We start from the raw sequence: 16,272 nt of genomic DNA, 5'->3' as shown, positions 1-16,272 counted from the left end.
CGGTGACTTAGCTTAGGTTTACCTAATTTTTCTTCGCCGTTCTCGAACGTCCATCATTCGGAGGTCCGCATGCCGAACCAGACCGTCACACCGACCACTGCCGAGCGAGTGCGCAACGCGTGCGCCCACGCCGAGCAGGCGGTGCTGGCACTACCCGGCATCGACCCCACACCGACCTCCGTGCACTACCTGCGCCAGTGCGGCGACGTCGTGATCGCCGTCCCATCCGGATCCACCGCGGCCGTACTGATCGGCAACTCCAGCCCCGGCGGCGCGGCCGCCGTCCTCGAACTCACCGACCACGCCCCACTGCCACTGCGCGAACCCGTCCGCGCGCTGGTCTGGCTACGCGGCGTGGTCCGCGCCGTACCGGTCCCCGCGCAACGGGCACTGGCCTCAGAAGTCGCCAAGGACCACCCCGACCCGGCGCTACTCGACGTCGGACACACCGCGACACTGCTACGGCTGGTGATCGGCTCCGCCGTCATGGCCGACGCCACCGGCGCCGAATCGGTCTGCGTCGACCAACTGCGACTGGCCCAACCCGACCCGTTCTGCACGGTCGAATCGGCATGGCTGCAACACATGGAATCCGACCACGGCGACCTCGTCACCCAACTCGCCCGCCACCTGCCGCCGAAACTACAGACCGGAGCCGTCTACCCGCTCGCCATCGACCGCTACGGCATCACACTCCGCGTCGAAGGCCACGACGGCGACCACGATTTCCGCCTCCCGTTCAGCGCCCCCGCCGACGATATCGAGGCACTGAGCCGCGCCGTCCGCACACTGGCGGGCTGCCCCTTCCTCAACGGACTGCGGAGATTTTAGCGGCCGGGGCCGCGGGGTTCGCGGCCCTTTTCGTCTCGCGTCCGAGCGGTCGAGACTCGCGACTGCGTCGCATGCGCTTCGACCGCTCGGACGCGAGACGGCCGCGAACCGGGGCGCTCGTAAGGCTCGCGCCGGGTGGGGTGAGGTGGGTGGGTGGGGAACGGTTCGACGGAGCAAGAACCGGGGGTGTGCGGGAAGTCGTCCGTGTGAGGTCATACGGGGCTGTGGGCAGTTCGAACAGGAAATAGGGTCGAGAACCGCTGCCAGAGGCCCGCTACGGGCAGGGTGAACAGAAGAGCCTGCACCCTTTGTCGGTGAGGCAGTCGCCGGGGATGTGGGCCAGGGCGCCGAGTCCGACGGCGAAGGGAAGCCACGGCGGTTTGTCGGCCAGCCAGTGATCCATCCGAAATCGCTCGAGCGAGTATCTGCTCTGACTCGGCGGGGTGGGGCTCGACTGGAGGAGGTCGCCACTACGTGGGGGACTTCGAACAGTTCGACGTGACACGGTCGTGGAAGCCTTTGGTGAGTGCGGCCGAACGGGGCTGAAGTGCGCGCGGAACAGTCGCTGGAGTCGGCGGGGGGCGAGGCGGCGGCACGGTACGGGGGGCGGCGCGCGCCCGGGGTGACGCCCGATGGGTGGTGGGGGCAATAGATTCGGTCGGGTGAGCGCTGAGTCGAAGGGCGAATGGGCCGAATCCGTGTCGACGGATCGGGAACGGTTCGCGATCAAGGTCGAGATCGCGATTGTGTTGTCCATCACCTTCGGGCTGAGTGGGCTGAACGCGGCGCTGTCGTTGATCGACAGTGCGCTCTCGCCGGAAGGGGTCGGGGGGCGGACTGTCGCGCTCAACGCCTCGCGGTCCACGGCGTCGTTGATCGATCTACTGTTCCAACTGCTCGGGGTGTTGCGGCTGACCGGCTGGGCGGCCCTCGGGCTGTATCTGCTGTGGCGCAGTGGGATCGGGCCGCGCCTGATCGGGCTGGCCAGGATCGGGGTGCGGCGGGATGTGCTGCCGGGGCTGGCGCTCGCGGCGGTGATCGGGGTGCCGGGGCTCGCGCTGTATCTGATAGCGCACAGCATGGGGGTGAGTGTGACGATCGTCCCCAGTTCGCTCGGCGACCACTGGTGGCGACTACCGGCGCTGATCCTTTCCGCCTGCGCGAATTCGGTGGCCGAGGAAGTTCTCGTGGTGGCGTATCTGATCACGCGACTACGAAGGCTCGGCTGGTCGGAGAATTCCTCGCTGTTCGCCTCGGCGGTGCTACGTGGCAGCTACCACCTATACCAGGGCGTCGGCGGCGGGCTCGGAAATCTGGTGATGGGCTTGATCTTCGGGAGATTCTGGCAGCGCACCAACCGACTGTGGCCGCTGGTGCTCGCGCATGCGACCATCGATGCGGTGGCCTATATCGGCTATACGTTGCTACGAGGTCACGTTTCCTGGTTGCCGTAACGGCAGCGGTCGAATCCGGGATTATCGAGAGAACGTGTGTACCGAATCCGGCCGCCGACGAGTGCTCGGAGGCGGATGAAGCGCCGCTCACGACACCACCACCCAGCGATCCACGATCAGTAGAGTCGGAACGATGAACGGCGACGACCCCCAGTTCAAGGACCGCAGACGCGGGGTTCCGCCGCCACCACCGGCACGCGGCGGCGACCCGGCGCAGCGCCCACAGCCCCCGCGACAGCGTCCCCCGCAGCAGCCGCACCGGCCACCGCCCCCGCAGCAGGGCCGCGGACCGGCGCCGCATATCGAGCCGACCAAACGGCTGCACCGCGACGCCGTGGAACAGCCGCTTGCGTACTCCCAGCCGCCCGCCGAACCGATCATCCGGCGCACCGCGCCTCCCCCGCGCCCGAACCGGCAGACCCACGCGCCGACCCAGCGGCCCGAGCCGTTCAACGAACCAGCGCCGCGCGGCCGGAACGCGCCGCCACCCCAGCGACCGCAGTCCCGTCGCAACGACCAACCGCCACCGTCGGGACCACCACCGAGCGCACACGGCCGGGCGCCCCAGCCGCCGCGCCGACGCCGCAAACGTCATCCGTTCCGGTGGTTCCTGGTATTCCTGCTGGTGCTGGTGCTCGCCGCAATCGGCGGGATCTTCCATCTCGACGGCAAACTCGTCCGCATCGACGCGCTCGCGGGCTACGCGGACCGGGTCGGCGACACGCCCGGAACCAACTGGCTGCTCGTCGGTTCGGACGGACGCGGCGGGCTCTCCTCGGAACAGGAGCAGGAACTCGCCACCGGCGGCGAGGTCGGGCCCGAGCGCACCGACACGATCATGCTGGTGCACATCCCGAAATCCGGTGACACCACGCTCATCAGCCTGCCGCGTGACTCCTACGTCTCCATTCCGGGCCACGGCAAGGACAAACTGAACGCCGCCTTCGCATTCGGCGGTCCGCAACTGCTCGTGCAGACCGTCGAGATCGCGACCGGCCTGCGGGTCGATCACTACGCGCAGATCGGATTCGCCGGATTCGCCGGGATCGTCGACTCGCTCGGCGGAATCGACGTCTGCGTGCCGATGGCGATCGATGATCCGCTCGCGGGTATCGACCTGCAACCCGGATGCCAGAAACTCGACGGCCCGACCGCTCTCGGATTCGTGCGCAGCCGCGCGACCGCGCTCGCCGATATCGACCGCATGAACAATCAACGGTTGTTCATGGCGGCCCTGCTGAAGAAGGCGACTTCGGGTGCCACCCTGGCGAATCCGTTCAAACTGTGGCCGCTGGCGACCGATACGGTCGGTTCACTGAAGGTGGACGAGGGCGATCACCTGTGGAATCTCGGGAAGCTCGGCTGGTCGCTGCGCGGTAACACCGTGGCGACCACGGTGCCGATCGGCGGGTTCGAGGACACCGACAGCGGCAATGTCGTGGTGTGGGACAAGTCGAAGGCGAGTCAGTTCTTCGACGCGCTCGCCACGGACCAACCCGTCCCGGAGGCGCTGCTGACGCGGTAGCGTCGAGGTATGGCCGACACCGATGTGTCCTTCGACGTCCTGTTGCGCGACCGGATACGGCAGAGTCTCACCGTGGCCCAGCAGTATCTGGCCGTCGCGGTCTACTTCGATTCCCGACGGCTGCCCCGGTTGGGCGCGCAATGCTATGACCTGTCCCACGAACATCGCGGACACGCGCTGCGCATGATCCAGTACCTGCTCGACCGCGATGTGACCGTCCGGGTCGGCAGCATCGGCGCGGTGCGGGAGGATTTCGACTCGCCGCGCGCCGCGGTCGCGTTCCTGCTCGAGGTGGAGCGAACGTCGACGGCCGATATCACCGACCTCACCCGCGCGGCCCGCGAAACCGGCGACTACCTGGGCGAAGGGTTCACCCAATGGTTCCTGAAGGAGCAATTGGAGAATGTCGCCGGTATGACCCGACTGCTGGCCGTGATCGACCGCGCCGACGGCGATCTGTTCGATGTGGAGGACTTCCTCCGTCGTGAGCCATTCCGCAACCGGAACGACCGAACGGCTCCGAAAATGGCGGGAGCGGCCGAAAAATAATTAGGCAACACTAGCCTCAATAAGGGTGTACTTGGATGACACGCGCGCTGACCAGCGATAATCTCTGTGTCATGTCCAGCCATCCGGAATCACCACAGAGCAAATTCCATGGTCTGCTGCACGACCAGATACGGCACGAATTCAATGCCGAACATCAATACATCGCCATGGCGGTGTGGTTCGACAATGTGGATCTGCCGGTGCTGGCCAAGCGCTTCTACAAACAGGCCGTGGAAGAACGCAATCACGCCCTGATGATCGTGCAGTACTTCCTCGACCGGGATATCAGCGTCGAGCTGTCCGGTGTCGACTCCGCGAAGTCGCAGTTCGAGAATGTCCGCGAAGCGATCGCTTTGGCGCTGGCCCAGGAGAAGAACGTCACCGATCAGATCGTCCGGCTCGCGAGCACGGCCCGCGAAGAGGGCGACTACCTCGGCGAACAGTTCATGCAATGGTTCTTGAAGGAGCAGGTCGAGGAGGTCGCGAATATGACCACTCTGCTCAACATCACCGAACGTGCCGGGTCGAACCTGTTCGATCTCGAGGACTTCATCCGCCGCGAAATGAGTGGACCAGCCGATGCGTCAGGTGCCCCGTCTACTGCCGGCGGCAGTATCTGATCTCCTTTTCCTCGAAACAAGGTAGCCGCGGCTCGCGCCACGGCTACCTTTTGTTTCGCCTACGTCGGATTACAAGCTGCGCAGGGTGTCGATCAGACCGGTGAGCAGCACGACGATCGCTTCCATGATTTCCCTACTTCCTCATGTTTTCGCTATTAACCGGTGGACATCGGAAATAACTTTCTTCAGAAAATCGCACGAGCGAGTGGCGTCGAATCAGCGCAAAGTGACCTGACGTGACCGCAACCCATCGCGCGACCTGCGCTCTTCAGCCGAGAGCGGAGCGTCGACAGCCACCGCGGCTGCCAGTCGGGCGCCGAATTCCTTTGCCGCGCCGATCCATTCGTTCGCGTGCCGCTCCGGATCCAGATCGAATACCGGTACGAGCAGACCGTGCGTGCGGAACGAACCCGCGAACCGGGAACCCTCGCCCAGGTGCAGCCCGCCCGAGGCGTGCAGTCGGGCCAGCGCCAGCATCAGATCGTCCTCGTCCTCGGGCCGCACCCAGCGCACATGCGCCTTCTCGCCCGCGTCGACCCACCACGGCGCTCCGATCGCGTCCGCGCCGAGATCCAGACGCGCGGACGGCATGATCGCCTGCTTCGCCTGTTCGATGGTCGCGGCGACCTGCGGATCGGGTTGCACACCTTCGGGCACCCACCAGTCGAAGTCCTGGTGGACGGTCAATTCGAGGTCGGCGCCGGGATCGATGACGTCGGCCAGTCGCGGCCCACCGGCCACGCTCTGCGCCGCCTGCAACGAGTCACCGGCTTCGGCCGACTGGGTCCACAGGATCGCGGCGGCGATATCGGCCGCCGGGTCGTCGCCCTGGTGCTGGACCTGGGCGCCCACATAGCCGCTCGGCTCGTCACCGGCGCGGACCAGCGCGGCCACCGCGCCGGGCAGCACCGTCGCCAGCACCACGGGACGCTCGGCGGCCACCTCGGGTGCCAACTTCAGCGTCGCGGTCGCCGACGGCACGAACTCGCGGAGCGCGACCAGATCGCATTCCGCGGCCAGACCCTCGAACGGACGTGTGACCAACTGCGTCGCCTGCTCCAGCGCGGCCTTGCGCTCGGCGAGACGCTGGGCCCGGTTCCCTCCGGGCTTAGGACTGTTGCGCTTGCTCTTTCCCACGGATGGTCAAACTACTCCCCTCACACCCGTGTACCCCCATATGCCACGTCTCAGCTCGACAGCAGAGCTTTCGTGCGGCCCGGATGGTTGGTGGCGATCCAGTTGACGCCGAGGTCGGAGCACAGGGCGACGTCGGCGGGATCGTCGACGGTCCAGCAGTAGGTGGCGCGTCCGGCCGCGGCGGCCTTGTCGACGAGGTCCGGGTGGTCGCGCAACGTCTTCACCGAGGGACCGACGGCCGTCGCGCCGACCGTGGTCGCGGCGCCACCGCCCAGATAGCGCGAGGATTCGCCCAGCAGCACGGTGGGCAGCAGCGGCGCGGCCCTGCGGATGCGCCACACCGCCAGCGCGGCGAACGACATCACCACGGCACGCGAATGGTCGGCCGACGCCGGGGTCGCGATGCCGAAACGCTGGAGTTCGGCCAGCAGTTTGTTCTCGACCAGTCCGCCGTAGCGCACCGGATGTTTGGTCTCGATGAACAGTTTGGTCGGCCTGCTGCGCCAGTCCAGCACCAGTTCGATCAGCTCGCTCAGCGTCAGCACCGGCACCGGTTCGCCGTCGCCGCCGAAATCGAGCGCGCGCAATTCCTCCAGCGTCATCTCGCTGACCAACCCGGTGCCCGAGGACGTCCGGTCGACGGTGCGGTCGTGCACGCACACCAGATGCCCGTCCCTGGTCAGCCGGACATCGCATTCCACGCCGTCCGCGCCCTCTTCGAGCGCGAGCGCGTACGCGGCGAGTGTGTGCTCGGGGAGCGCCGCCGAAGCTCCACGGTGCGCGACGACGAATGGCGCGCGATTGCCCTGGCTCACTTGGCCGAAACCTCCTGCCGTTCACGCTCAACAGCGTTGTCGGTATCCCGATCTTCGGGTATGTCGTCCCTGGCCGCATCCCGGACGGGCCCGGCTTCGGCGTCCGCGACGACACCCGCGCCGGGGTGCACGGGTTCGATGACCTGGACGACCGGATCGGCGCCGACCACCCAGCGGCGGGCGGCCCGCGCCCGGCCGAGCAGATCCCGGCCGTCGAGCGAGCGCACGACCCACAACGTCAGCAGGGCGATTCCGGCGGCGAAGGCGTCGGTGAACGCGGTGAACACGACACCGTCCGCCTTGACCTGCAACGAATCCGCGGTCCGCCAGATCAGCGCGGCGACGGTGAGTGCACCGCCGAGCAACCAGGCCGACCACCAGATCCTGATCGCGCGCAGCGCGCGTGGATCGTCGCGGCGTTGCGCGAGTTCGGTGAGGAACACCCCGGGCCAGAGCAGATTGACCACCGGGACCAGGCAGCCGAGAGCCAGCGCGCGCGGACGGCGCGGATCACGGAGTCCGGCCTTCGCGAACGCGGCGGCGCGCGCGTCGACCAGCCACATCACCAGCCCGATCGCCGAGGCGAGTCCGAAGACCAGTGCCAGCGCGGCGGAACCTTTGACCAGCGAGTCCGAGATCCACAGGACGGTGGGATCGATCAGCCGGGTGCGATTGCGCAGCAGGATCGCGTAGCGACCCGCCTCGGCGAACGCCGACACCGCGAACAGGAGGGCGGTGACCAGCAACAACGAGCTCACCCTCGCGCCGAACCAGGCGAAGCGGCGGCGCGGAACGGTGACCGACTTCGGCGGCGGATCGATCAACCCCCAGCGCGGTACCTCGGTGTATCTCGGTGTCGGCGTCGGGGCGGCGGTGTTCGCGGCGGTGTCGGCGCGACCGTTGCGGTGTTCGGGGCGCCTGGCGACCCAGCGGTAGTTACGGCGTGCCGCGGGAGCGTCGATCGGCGCGGGCGAGAGCAGTACGCCGCGGCAGCGCGGGCACCAGTGCATCGGCGCGCCGCGCACCGCCCAGCGCGCGCCGCACCGGGCACACGGCTGAACCACCGTACTCATGGCTGCCTCCGTCGGTAGAACCTCGTCAGTAGATCTTCGCCTGCCGGTCGCCATCGGCGACCAGCGGGCGTCCGGCCTGCTGCCAGGCCACCATGCCACCGCTGACGTTGACCGCCTCCACACCGATATGCGCCAGATATCTGGCGACCTCGAGCGAACGGCCGCCCTGCCTACAGATGACGTACAGATCGCTGTCGAAGTCCAGCTCGTCCACTCGCGACGGCACATCCGACATCGGGATGTGTATCGCTCCCGGCGCGCGGCCGAGTTCCCATTCGTCGTCCTCGCGGACGTCGAGCAGGGTCGCCCGCACCCCTTCGGGACGGTCGGTCTGGTCGAATTCACCGGGCAGGGACTGCACCGGCACCGACGGAATCTCGGGGCTTGTCACGCCTCGATCCTGCCACGGCCGCGACCGTGCGGGGGAGTAGGTGCTCGGACCGAGACACTGATCGGGCAAGCCGGAGAAGCCCGTAGATCCAATCCTTGAGTTTGTTTTCGACCGGAACTCCGGCCGAGCACCCCGATTCGGCCGCAACTGCCCCTATCAGCCGCGAAGTTATCCACATAATCCACAACCTGATCCACAGGTCATGGTTGCGAACGACCGTTCCGGAACTCCCCTCCTGACATCCCGGAGCGGTCATTCGCCGCCTCTCGAGATCATGGCCCGAGCATGATGGCCGTGTTGATCCCGACAACTACTTGGACGGCGCGCGCGGCGATTCGGTTCCACAAAAGAACGAGAACACTAGCGAAAATCTGAAATACACAGTGGACACGGACATGCTCGGTAACCTGGGCGTATGAACGTGAGCAGGGGGCTACTCGACGGATTGGATACGACCGGACTCAACGCGGCACTGTCCGAGGCGACCTGCCTCGGGTTGCAGGTCGACTCGACGGCGCGGACGCTGCGACTCGATCTCGAGGTGCTGACACTGCCGGTCGACGCGTCGGCGATCCATGACTACAAGGTTTCGTTGACTTTTCTCGGTGTCGGCCGCGTGGCCGCGTCGCTACGCGAACAACGCTGGGACGATCTGGAGCCGCGGGTGCTTCCGCTCCAACTCGACGGCCTGAGCGAGGCCATTCGCAGTTTCGGGGGCGGCAGGCTGCACGGCTGGGAATTCATCGATCTGGACGACAGCGGGTGGACGCTGTGGAGTGAGCTCCTGAGCTTCGACACCAGGATCGACAACCACGTCTGCGCGCACGTCCTGGAATTCTCCCAGGAAGAAGGTATCGATCCGCGCGAACTCGATGTGCGAGTGTGGTTCGACAACATGGCCATTCACGATGCCGACGGCCGTGAGATCCCGCTGACCGATTTCATCGCGGGCGGCGTGCGCTGGTGGGAAGCCCACGACGCGGGCGACCCGCAGACCATCCGTCCCGGGATCGCGCCGCCGCTCTGAACACGGACGGCACCGCTCGTCGATGTCGCGCTACCGCATCCGGCCATCGGGTGCGGTAGTCCCGTATTTCCGATTTCGCTCCACCGTCGTCCGCCTCGCGCAGCGCCGTCAGGGCAAGCGGCACAACCGGAATGCCCCGGTGGCTCGCCACACCCCGACATGGTTCGATCGTAGGCGCGGGGGTCCGACGGACACCGATTTTCTCCGCGCGACGGCACCGAGCCCGCCACCGAATCCGTGGCTGCCGGAATAGCGGGGGGTTCGGACCGGGTTGGACCCACCGGGTGTACGAATGATGGTTGGGTGTGCTCGAGAATCCGGGTGCACGCAGCCCGACATTAGGAAGGGACATCGTGGCTGAGTACACGCTGCCAGATCTGGACTACGACTACAGCGCCCTGGAGCCCCACATCTCCGGGCAGATCAACGAGATTCATCATTCCAAGCACCACGCCGCTTACGTCGCGGGCGTGAACACCGCCCTCGAGAAGCTGGAAGCGGCGCGCGAGGCCGGCGATCACGGCGCCATCTTCCTCAACGAGAAGAACCTCGCCTTCCACCTGGGTGGCCACGTCAACCACTCGATCTGGTGGAAGAACCTCTCCCCCAACGGTGGTGACAAGCCGGTCGGCGAACTGGCCGCCGCCATCGACGATCAGTTCGGTTCGTTCGACAAGTTCCGCGCACAGTTCGCCGCGGCCGCCAACGGCCTGCAGGGCTCCGGCTGGGCCGTGCTCGGCTACGACTCGCTGGCCCAGAAGCTGCTGACCTTCCAGCTCTACGATCAGCAGGCCAACGTGCCGCTCGGCATCATCCCGCTGCTGCAGGTCGACATGTGGGAGCACGCCTTCTACCTGCAGTACAAGAACGTCAAGGCCGACTACGTGACCGCGTTCTGGAACGTCGTCAACTGGGAGGACGTCCAGGAGCGTTTCGCTCGCGCCGTCAGCCAGGGCAAGGGCCTCATCTTCGGGTAAGAGACCCCGCGAACAGCCCCGGGCTCCTGCCGTCGCACCAGCGCGACGGCAGGAGCCCGTTGTCGTGTACGCCGCCGCCCGGCCCTACCTCGGGTGTGTCGTGCACCACGCGAGGACCTTCGCGGGGCGGGTCGGCGTCCGATTGGCACTCTTTGGTACTTGTGTGCCAGGTGATAGGTGCCTCATTGTCAGGTTCCATAGTTACGAGGACGGGCAAAGCCGCCCCCGGTTCCACGACGGGAGGCACCATGCGTATCAACGAACCGATCGGCATCACACCGTTCCAATCGCGCGGGTCGTTGCGAGGTTTCGTCATCTCCGGCCGGTGGCCGGACACCACCAAGGAATGGGCCCAGGTGCTCGTGCTCGCGGTGCGTGTCGCCACCATGCCCGGCCTGCTCACCACGACCACGGTATTCGGCGTCCGCGAGGAACTGCCCGACGAGCCGATGCCGGGCACGGTCGGGATGGTGCTGGCGGAGGGCACCGTCCTCGGCGAGGAGGCGCTCGCGCCCGGCCGCTTCGCCGACCACGTGCCCGCCGCGCTGCTGATGCTGCATCCACCCTCGGAAACCCGGCCTTCGCTGCCCGAATGCGCGGGCGCCGCGTCGGGCTGCGTCCTGCTGCCCGGTGTGCCCCACCTCGGGCTCGAACACCGCGCCGCCTGGGTGGAGGCCGAATCGGACGGAACCATAACGTCGCTGGTCAGCCGGGTCGGCCTCGATCCGATCAGTGATCCCGACACTGCGGTTCTGGCTATGCTGCTCGCCGCGTAAGGGTACCCGAAGTTCTGTACGTGGATCTCCAAACTTATTGTGCCAGCGATGATTTGGAGAACACGGGCTTGGCAGATGGCGACCGCCCGGGTAGAGTCGTGCACAGCGAAGGGGAGTAGCCCCCAATCACGCAGTCGACATACTGACTCGCGAGCCCGTGCGGGATCGCGGTCCGGTTGCGTGAACCGGTGAATTCCGGTGGGCGAGACCTTCGGCCTGACAAACCACAGTTTCGTTTGTCGGCCGGAGGCGTACCCCGATCTCCGGCGGACAGGCCGAAGATTCGGGAGCTACACATGACCGCCACGATTCTGCTCAGCATCGGAATCGTCTTCCTGGCCGAACTAGGCGACAAATCCCAGCTTATGGCGTTGACGTTCGCGTTGCGCTACCGCTGGTGGGTCGTGCTCGGCGGAATCGCGACGGCCACCGCCTCGGTGCACATCATCTCGGTCGGCGTCGGCTACTTCCTCGGTGTCGCGCTGCCGACCAGGGCCATCGCCTTCGCGGCCGCGCTGACCTTCCTCGCCGTCGGCATCTGGACACTGCGCGAACATTTCGCCCCGGAGGATCCCGACGACGAACCGAAGCCGCCGCGTTCCACCAGAGCGCCGTTCTTCATCGTCGTCTCCGCCGTACTACTGGCCGAACTCGGCGACCGGACCATGTTCGCGACCGCGGCGCTGGCCACCGACAACAACTGGTTCGGTGTGTGGATCGGGTCGACCATCGGCATGGTCGCCGCCGACGCGCTCGCCATCGGTGTCGGCATCCTGGTCGGCAAACATCTGCCGGAACGCCTGATCGGCATCGGCGCAGGGCTGCTCTTCCTCTACTTCGGCGCGGCCACCCTGCTGTCGGCGGCACTGCCCGATCTCGCTTTCGCGGTGAGTGCGGCGATCGCGGTCGCGGCTCCCGCCCTCGCGGGCGCGCTGCTGCTCGCTCGCGGACGCGGCGGCGTACAGCCCGCCGAGAGCGTCACGGAATCCACCGACGCCCGTCACCGGTGAGCGACGGTCGGTCGGTGGAGTCTCCGGCCATAGCCTCGCCGTAGAGATCGCCGCTGCGGGCGATCAACTCGAGCAGCGGCTCCTTCAACGCGGGCAGACCCTCCACGTCACCGACCGCGATCCGGCCGGTGACCATCGCGCCGACCGCCGCGGCGAACGTCTGGCAGGCGAAGCGCTGTGCGGGGGTACGGGCATCGAGGGCATCGGCGATCAGACCGACGAACAGTTCCAGCAGGCGCGCGCGACCTGCGATGGCCTTGGAACCGACGGCGTAGACCTCGACGAGGAAGAGTCTGGCGTGCGCGGGTTCGACCACGAGGCCCTCGAAGTAGGCGTCGAGAATGCGCCGCATCCGGTCGGTCTTCTTCGCCCCCGGCTCCGGCAGGGCCTCCGCTTCTGCGCCGACCGCGGCGTCGATGCGCGCGAGCATGCCGGCGACGGCGTGCTCGTAGGCGGCCTCGAAACAGTCCTCCTTCGACCGGAACTGCTCGTAGAAGGTTTCCCGCGACACTCCGGCCCGTTTGAGGATCACCGCGACCGAGGTGTTCACGTACCCGTTCTCGGCCATCGCCTCGGCCAGCGCCTCCAGGATCCGTTCTCGCTGCGACGCGACGACCTGTTCCCGCGGCAGGCCGTGACGGCCTCGCGGTAGTTGTCTGGCGTTGCCTGCGACTTCGGTCATGCGATGACTCCGGGTTCGGATCGGGCTAAGCGGGCCGCTCCATTCTGCGTGGTCGTGCGGGTTGGTCGGTGGTGAAGGGTGCGTCCTCGGTGCGCGCGATCTCCAAGGCCACCGCGACTCCCCTGCGTAACGCGATATCGATGACGTACTGCGCGATGGGCCGGAACGGCAGCACGATCGACACCCACCAGGGTGAGACGGTCTGGCGTTTACGGCGCGCGATCGCGCGTTCGATGCCGTCGATCGCCGGACCGAGCGGGGCGACCCCGGACACGGTCGAGCGGCCGAGGATCTCGCGCGCCGCGGCGGTGCCGAAACCGCGGGTGGTCATATCGGTGTCGAGTTCGGCGAAGTAGGCGATGCCGACCTTGGCGCCGGTATGCCTGATCTCGTTGCGCAGCGTGTGGCCCAGCGCCTCCGCGGCGGCCTTGGACGCGCTGTAGGCCCCCGCCAGCGGCAGGTTGACCGCGGCGGCCAGCGAGGACACGATCAGCACGTAGCCGCCGGGATGGCAGATATACGGGCCGGCCGCGCGCAGGGTGTAGTAGACGCCGAGCACATTGACCGTGAGCGTTTCCTCGAGGATCGAGGGGTCACCGCCGATGAGTGCCAACTGCTTGGCGATCCCCGCGTTGGCGACCACCACGTCGAGTCCGCCGAGTTCGGCGACGAGCGTGGCGACAACCCGCTCCACCTGTGCGAAATCCCCCACATCGCAGTAGCGCCACGGGGCGTCACCGCATTCGGCGGCCACCTCGGCGAGCTGTTCCGGTTCGACCCCGAGCAGTGCGACCGAGGCGCCCTTCGCGTGCAATTGCCGGGCGAGTACCGCGCCGATACCGCGCGCGGCCCCGGTGATCAATACCTTCCGACCGGCGACCCCGCCGTCGGCGAACAGCTTCATAGCTCGACGATACCACCGATGAACAGGTATGTTCGTGAATAATCAACGGTACCCGGCCGATTGGCGGGGAGCCGTGATCCGGTTCGCGACGCCCACCCGTTAGGGTGCAATTGACGAAAGGCCAACTGGCTGTCACGAACGAGAGGACCATCGTGGAGATTTCGGGTACCGCCGCCATTGTCACCGGAGGCGCGTCCGGCCTCGGAGCCGCGACCGCCAAGCGCTTCGCCGATCTCGGCGCCACCGTTTTCGGACTCGACGTGCCCCAATCCATCGAGCGCGCAGGCGATAACGTGCCCGCGGGCGTCACCCTGATCCCCGCCGACGTCACCAGCCACGAAGAGGTCGCGGCCGCGGTCGCCAAGGTCGTCGAATCCGGCTCACCGCTGCGCATCGTCGTCAACTGCGCCGGTGTCGGCTGGGCCGGGCGCATCCTGTCCAAGAACGGCCCGCACGACCTGGAGCTGTTCCGCACCGTCGTCACAGTGAACCTACTCGGCACCTTCAACGTCATGCGCCTGGCCGCGGACGCGATCGCCAAGACCGAGGCCGTCGACCAGTACGGCCAGCGCGGCGTCGTGATCAACACCGCGTCCGTCGCCGCGTTCGAGGGCCAGATCGGCCAGATCGCGTACTCCGCCTCCAAGGGCGGCGTGCACGGCATGACCGTCCCGGCCGCGCGTGACCTCGCGCAGTTCGGCATTCGCGTCAACACCATCGCCCCCGGCATCATCGACACCCCGATGCTCGCAGGCGTGACCGAGGAGTACCGCCAGGGCCTCGAGGCAGGCGTGCCGTTCCCGTCGCGCCTGGGCCGTCCCGACGAGTACGCGCAACTGTCGCAGTACATCGTCGAGCACGACTACCTCAACGGCGAGACCATCCGCATGGACGGCGCGCTGCGCATGACCCCGAGGTAGGTCGTCCCCGACGACACCCGCCGCGCCCCTGTCATCCGGTTCCCGCCGGAACGACAGGGGCGCGGCGCGTTATCCGGGGTACGCCCGCGGCTTGTGCGCGATCCCGAGGAAGGCCGTCGTCGACAGCGCGGTATCGGGGCGATAGTTCGCCGCGAGATACTCGAGCATCGATTCCGAGCGCTCGAGCCACACCCGCTCGCCGTCGGCCCGCCGGATCAGCTGCATCGCGGCGCTGCTGCGGATCATGGTGTCCCACAGGTGCTCCGCGCTCTCGAATATCGCGGAACTGGTGTGGCGCTGGATCGTCACACCGCTGAAACCGCTCGCCGCCATCTCCGAGGCGAACACCTCGGGATTCTCCAGCCCGAGGAAATCCGGCTGTGGTTCCTGGAGTTCCGGATCGGCGGCGGCACAGGCCGCGAAGATCTTCATCATGAGCGGGGAATCGATGATCGGAGCCCAACTGGAGACCACCGTGACGCCGCCTGGACGCAGCACCCGGTACAACTCCGCGAAACCCTTGGCCCGGTCCTGGAAGAACATCAACCCGAACATGGAGAAGGCCGCGTCGAAACTCTCGTCGTCGAAGGGCAGCGCCTGGCCGTCGGCCACGGTGGTCGCGATATTGGCGAATCCGGCGGCGGCCGCCGCCTCGCGCAGCCGGGTGAGCATCTCCTCGGAGAAGTCGACGGCGTGCACCGAGGCCACCTGCGGCGCGGCGGACAGACTCAGCGCCCCCGGACCCGCCGCGACGTCGACGATCCGCGAATCCGGTGCCAGTCCCGCCAATTCGAGTGCGCGGGCGGCGAAGGGTCGCACGATCATCGGCGCGAATTCGGCATAGTCACCCGCGACCAGGTCCCAGGACTCGGCCGTGGCGAGCAGATTTGCTGACATGTTCGTGCACGATCCTCTCGACCGTCCCAGGCTACGCGCGAGTACGTTCCGCGAACCAGAGACCGAGGCGAATATCGCTGTGCCCGAATATCTTCGATGACCGAAATCGACCGGCCGGTCTTTTTGGCTACGCCGTACCCGAGACCGTCGCACGCACCAGACCGATACCGCGCCGACCGCTCGCGACCGCCGCCTCGACGACGGCGCCGGTGACGAAATGCCCGACGGCGGTGGCGACGAAGACGGCGGCGATGAGCACCGGAGCCCACGACCACGTCAACGCGAGCAGGGTCCGTTCGAAGGTGTCGACCGGCTCGACCACCGGTTCCCAGCTGTTGAGACGTACCCACCGGCCGAGGAAGACGCCCACCGCGCACAGCAGATGCAGGCCGAGCGTGACCGGCACGCACCACCGGCCGAGGCCCCTGTCCTCCAGGTACCGCCGCATCGCGGCGAGCGCCAGGTAGTAGGCCAGGAATCCGGAACCGAGGAAAACCGCGTACACCACCGGCACCCAGGCGAGAACGGTGTTCCACGCCATCCAGAAGAAGTCCCGCCGAACCACATCGATCATGTTCGGCCCCACCCGTTCGAGCACATCCATACCCGCCATGATGCCGACGATCGACGGCACGGGCGACGAGCGCGGACCGGCGGCCACCACGAGCGGGAGGCCACCGGTCC

Annotated in this window: 19 protein-coding genes; 10 read left to right on the top strand and 9 right to left on the bottom strand. The window is 67.1% G+C overall.

All coding sequences use genetic code 11. The features are described from left to right. Positions 1-69: 69 nt before the first annotated feature. Positions 70-831, top strand: a complete 762-nt coding sequence (locus tag OG225_RS34850; protein WP_216917237.1) for a DUF2470 domain-containing protein — start codon at positions 70-72, stop codon at positions 829-831. 274 nt (positions 832-1,105) lie between these two features. On the opposite strand, the gene OG225_RS34845 is transcribed toward OG225_RS34850, so the two are convergent. After that, on the bottom strand, positions 1,106-1,234 hold the full coding sequence (locus tag OG225_RS34845) for a hypothetical protein (RefSeq protein WP_405179021.1): 129 nt from the start codon (positions 1,232-1,234) through the stop codon (positions 1,106-1,108). A 259-nt stretch (positions 1,235-1,493) separates the two neighbouring features. Here OG225_RS34845 and OG225_RS34840 point away from each other — a divergent pair, with 259 nt between their 5' ends. The 4 genes from OG225_RS34840 (at position 1,494) to OG225_RS34825 (ending at position 4,979) form a co-directional block, all read left to right on the top strand. Beyond that, complete coding sequence (locus OG225_RS34840) at positions 1,494-2,285, top strand: CPBP family intramembrane glutamic endopeptidase (protein ID WP_405179020.1); 792 nt, start codon at positions 1,494-1,496, stop codon at positions 2,283-2,285. Between the two features lie 133 nt (positions 2,286-2,418). Further along, positions 2,419-3,810 (top strand): LCP family protein, encoded by a 1,392-nt coding sequence (locus tag OG225_RS34835; protein ID WP_405179019.1) that lies wholly within the window; start codon positions 2,419-2,421, stop codon positions 3,808-3,810. Between the two features lie 9 nt (positions 3,811-3,819). Continuing rightward, positions 3,820-4,359, top strand: a complete 540-nt coding sequence (locus OG225_RS34830) for a ferritin (protein ID WP_405179018.1) — start codon at positions 3,820-3,822, stop codon at positions 4,357-4,359. Positions 4,360-4,430: 71 nt separating this feature from the next. Further along, the gene (locus OG225_RS34825) at positions 4,431-4,979 is read left to right on the top strand and encodes a ferritin (RefSeq protein WP_405179017.1); all 549 of its coding nucleotides are present in this window, start codon (positions 4,431-4,433) and stop codon (positions 4,977-4,979) included. Between the two features lie 216 nt (positions 4,980-5,195). Here the strand turns inward: OG225_RS34825 and OG225_RS34820 are convergent, their stop codons facing one another. From OG225_RS34820 to OG225_RS34805, 4 genes are read right to left on the bottom strand one after another with little or no spacing between them, the layout of a single operon-like run. After that, on the bottom strand, positions 5,196-6,116 hold the full coding sequence (locus OG225_RS34820; protein WP_405179016.1) for a DUF5926 family protein: 921 nt from the start codon (positions 6,114-6,116) through the stop codon (positions 5,196-5,198). A 50-nt stretch (positions 6,117-6,166) separates the two neighbouring features. After that, positions 6,167-6,931, bottom strand: a complete 765-nt coding sequence (locus OG225_RS34815) for a glycerophosphodiester phosphodiesterase (RefSeq protein WP_405179015.1) — start codon at positions 6,929-6,931, stop codon at positions 6,167-6,169. After that, positions 6,928-8,004 carry a DUF4328 domain-containing protein gene (locus OG225_RS34810; RefSeq protein WP_405179014.1) on the bottom strand — a complete coding sequence of 359 codons (1,077 nt, stop codon included), beginning with the start codon at positions 8,002-8,004 and terminating at the stop codon, positions 6,928-6,930. Before OG225_RS34810 ends, OG225_RS34815 begins: the two co-directional genes overlap by 4 nt. Before the next feature lie 25 nt (positions 8,005-8,029). Then, on the bottom strand, positions 8,030-8,395 hold the full coding sequence (locus OG225_RS34805; RefSeq protein ID WP_405179013.1) for a rhodanese-like domain-containing protein: 366 nt from the start codon (positions 8,393-8,395) through the stop codon (positions 8,030-8,032). Between the two features lie 415 nt (positions 8,396-8,810). Between OG225_RS34805 and OG225_RS34800 the strand changes: the two genes are divergently transcribed. From OG225_RS34800 to OG225_RS34785, 4 genes are all read left to right on the top strand, one after another. Further along, complete coding sequence (locus OG225_RS34800; RefSeq protein ID WP_109522899.1) at positions 8,811-9,422, top strand: hypothetical protein; 612 nt, start codon at positions 8,811-8,813, stop codon at positions 9,420-9,422. A 353-nt stretch (positions 9,423-9,775) separates the two neighbouring features. Continuing rightward, positions 9,776-10,399: a superoxide dismutase gene (locus OG225_RS34795; protein WP_109522900.1), complete on the top strand. Its 624-nt coding sequence runs from the start codon at positions 9,776-9,778 to the stop codon at positions 10,397-10,399. 248 nt (positions 10,400-10,647) lie between these two features. Continuing rightward, entirely contained in the window at positions 10,648-11,175 is a 528-nt protein-coding gene (locus tag OG225_RS34790) for a peptidase (protein ID WP_216917441.1), read from the top strand. A gap of 296 nt (positions 11,176-11,471) precedes the next feature. Further along, positions 11,472-12,185: a TMEM165/GDT1 family protein gene (locus OG225_RS34785; protein WP_405179012.1), complete on the top strand. Its 714-nt coding sequence runs from the start codon at positions 11,472-11,474 to the stop codon at positions 12,183-12,185. Here the strand turns inward: OG225_RS34785 and OG225_RS34780 are convergent. Together OG225_RS34780 and OG225_RS34775 are read right to left on the bottom strand one after the other, a co-directional pair. Next, positions 12,154-12,867 carry a TetR/AcrR family transcriptional regulator gene (locus OG225_RS34780; RefSeq protein WP_405179011.1) on the bottom strand — a complete coding sequence of 238 codons (714 nt, stop codon included), beginning with the start codon at positions 12,865-12,867 and terminating at the stop codon, positions 12,154-12,156. The genes OG225_RS34785 and OG225_RS34780 overlap by 32 nt on opposite strands. Before the next feature lie 25 nt (positions 12,868-12,892). Then, on the bottom strand, positions 12,893-13,771 hold the full coding sequence (locus OG225_RS34775; RefSeq protein ID WP_216917438.1) for an SDR family NAD(P)-dependent oxidoreductase: 879 nt from the start codon (positions 13,769-13,771) through the stop codon (positions 12,893-12,895). A gap of 152 nt (positions 13,772-13,923) precedes the next feature. On the opposite strand from OG225_RS34775, the gene OG225_RS34770 reads away from it, so the two are divergent. Beyond that, positions 13,924-14,691 carry an SDR family NAD(P)-dependent oxidoreductase gene (locus OG225_RS34770; protein ID WP_405179010.1) on the top strand — a complete coding sequence of 256 codons (768 nt, stop codon included), beginning with the start codon at positions 13,924-13,926 and terminating at the stop codon, positions 14,689-14,691. A gap of 69 nt (positions 14,692-14,760) precedes the next feature. Here the strand turns inward: OG225_RS34770 and OG225_RS34765 are convergent, their stop codons facing one another. Beyond that, entirely contained in the window at positions 14,761-15,588 is an 828-nt protein-coding gene (locus OG225_RS34765; protein WP_405179009.1) for a methyltransferase domain-containing protein, read from the bottom strand. Positions 15,589-15,715: 127 nt separating this feature from the next. Beyond that, positions 15,716-16,201, bottom strand: a complete 486-nt coding sequence (locus OG225_RS34760; RefSeq protein WP_405179008.1) for a DUF1361 domain-containing protein — start codon at positions 16,199-16,201, stop codon at positions 15,716-15,718. Positions 16,202-16,272: the final 71 nt, after the last annotated feature.

Origin of the sequence: Nocardia sp. NBC_01377, from assembly GCF_045040005.1 — a bacterium.
In the GTDB taxonomy this organism is placed as follows: domain Bacteria; phylum Actinomycetota; class Actinomycetes; order Mycobacteriales; family Mycobacteriaceae; genus Nocardia; species Nocardia noduli.
This window is presented reverse-complemented; position numbering and strand designations above follow the sequence as displayed.

Bases quoted from the DNA above. Each gene is read 5' to 3' on its own strand.
- OG225_RS34760 (WP_405179008.1), bottom strand. From the start codon at position 16,201: ATGGCGGGTATGGATGTGCTCGAACGGGTGGGGCCGAACATGATCGAT.
- OG225_RS34800 (WP_109522899.1), top strand. From the start codon at position 8,811: ATGAACGTGAGCAGGGGGCTACTCGACGGATTGGATACGACCGGACTC.
- OG225_RS34830 (WP_405179018.1), top strand. From the start codon at position 3,820: ATGGCCGACACCGATGTGTCCTTCGACGTCCTGTTGCGCGACCGGATA.
- OG225_RS34765 (WP_405179009.1), bottom strand. From the start codon at position 15,588: ATGTCAGCAAATCTGCTCGCCACGGCCGAGTCCTGGGACCTGGTCGCG.
- OG225_RS34790 (WP_216917441.1), top strand. From the start codon at position 10,648: ATGCGTATCAACGAACCGATCGGCATCACACCGTTCCAATCGCGCGGG.
- OG225_RS34845 (WP_405179021.1), bottom strand. From the start codon at position 1,234: ATGGATCACTGGCTGGCCGACAAACCGCCGTGGCTTCCCTTCGCCGTC.
- OG225_RS34780 (WP_405179011.1), bottom strand. From the start codon at position 12,867: ATGACCGAAGTCGCAGGCAACGCCAGACAACTACCGCGAGGCCGTCAC.
- OG225_RS34775 (WP_216917438.1), bottom strand. From the start codon at position 13,771: ATGAAGCTGTTCGCCGACGGCGGGGTCGCCGGTCGGAAGGTATTGATC.
- OG225_RS34835 (WP_405179019.1), top strand. From the start codon at position 2,419: ATGAACGGCGACGACCCCCAGTTCAAGGACCGCAGACGCGGGGTTCCG.
- OG225_RS34825 (WP_405179017.1), top strand. From the start codon at position 4,431: ATGTCCAGCCATCCGGAATCACCACAGAGCAAATTCCATGGTCTGCTG.
- OG225_RS34850 (WP_216917237.1), top strand. From the start codon at position 70: ATGCCGAACCAGACCGTCACACCGACCACTGCCGAGCGAGTGCGCAAC.
- OG225_RS34810 (WP_405179014.1), bottom strand. From the start codon at position 8,004: ATGAGTACGGTGGTTCAGCCGTGTGCCCGGTGCGGCGCGCGCTGGGCG.
- OG225_RS34785 (WP_405179012.1), top strand. From the start codon at position 11,472: ATGACCGCCACGATTCTGCTCAGCATCGGAATCGTCTTCCTGGCCGAA.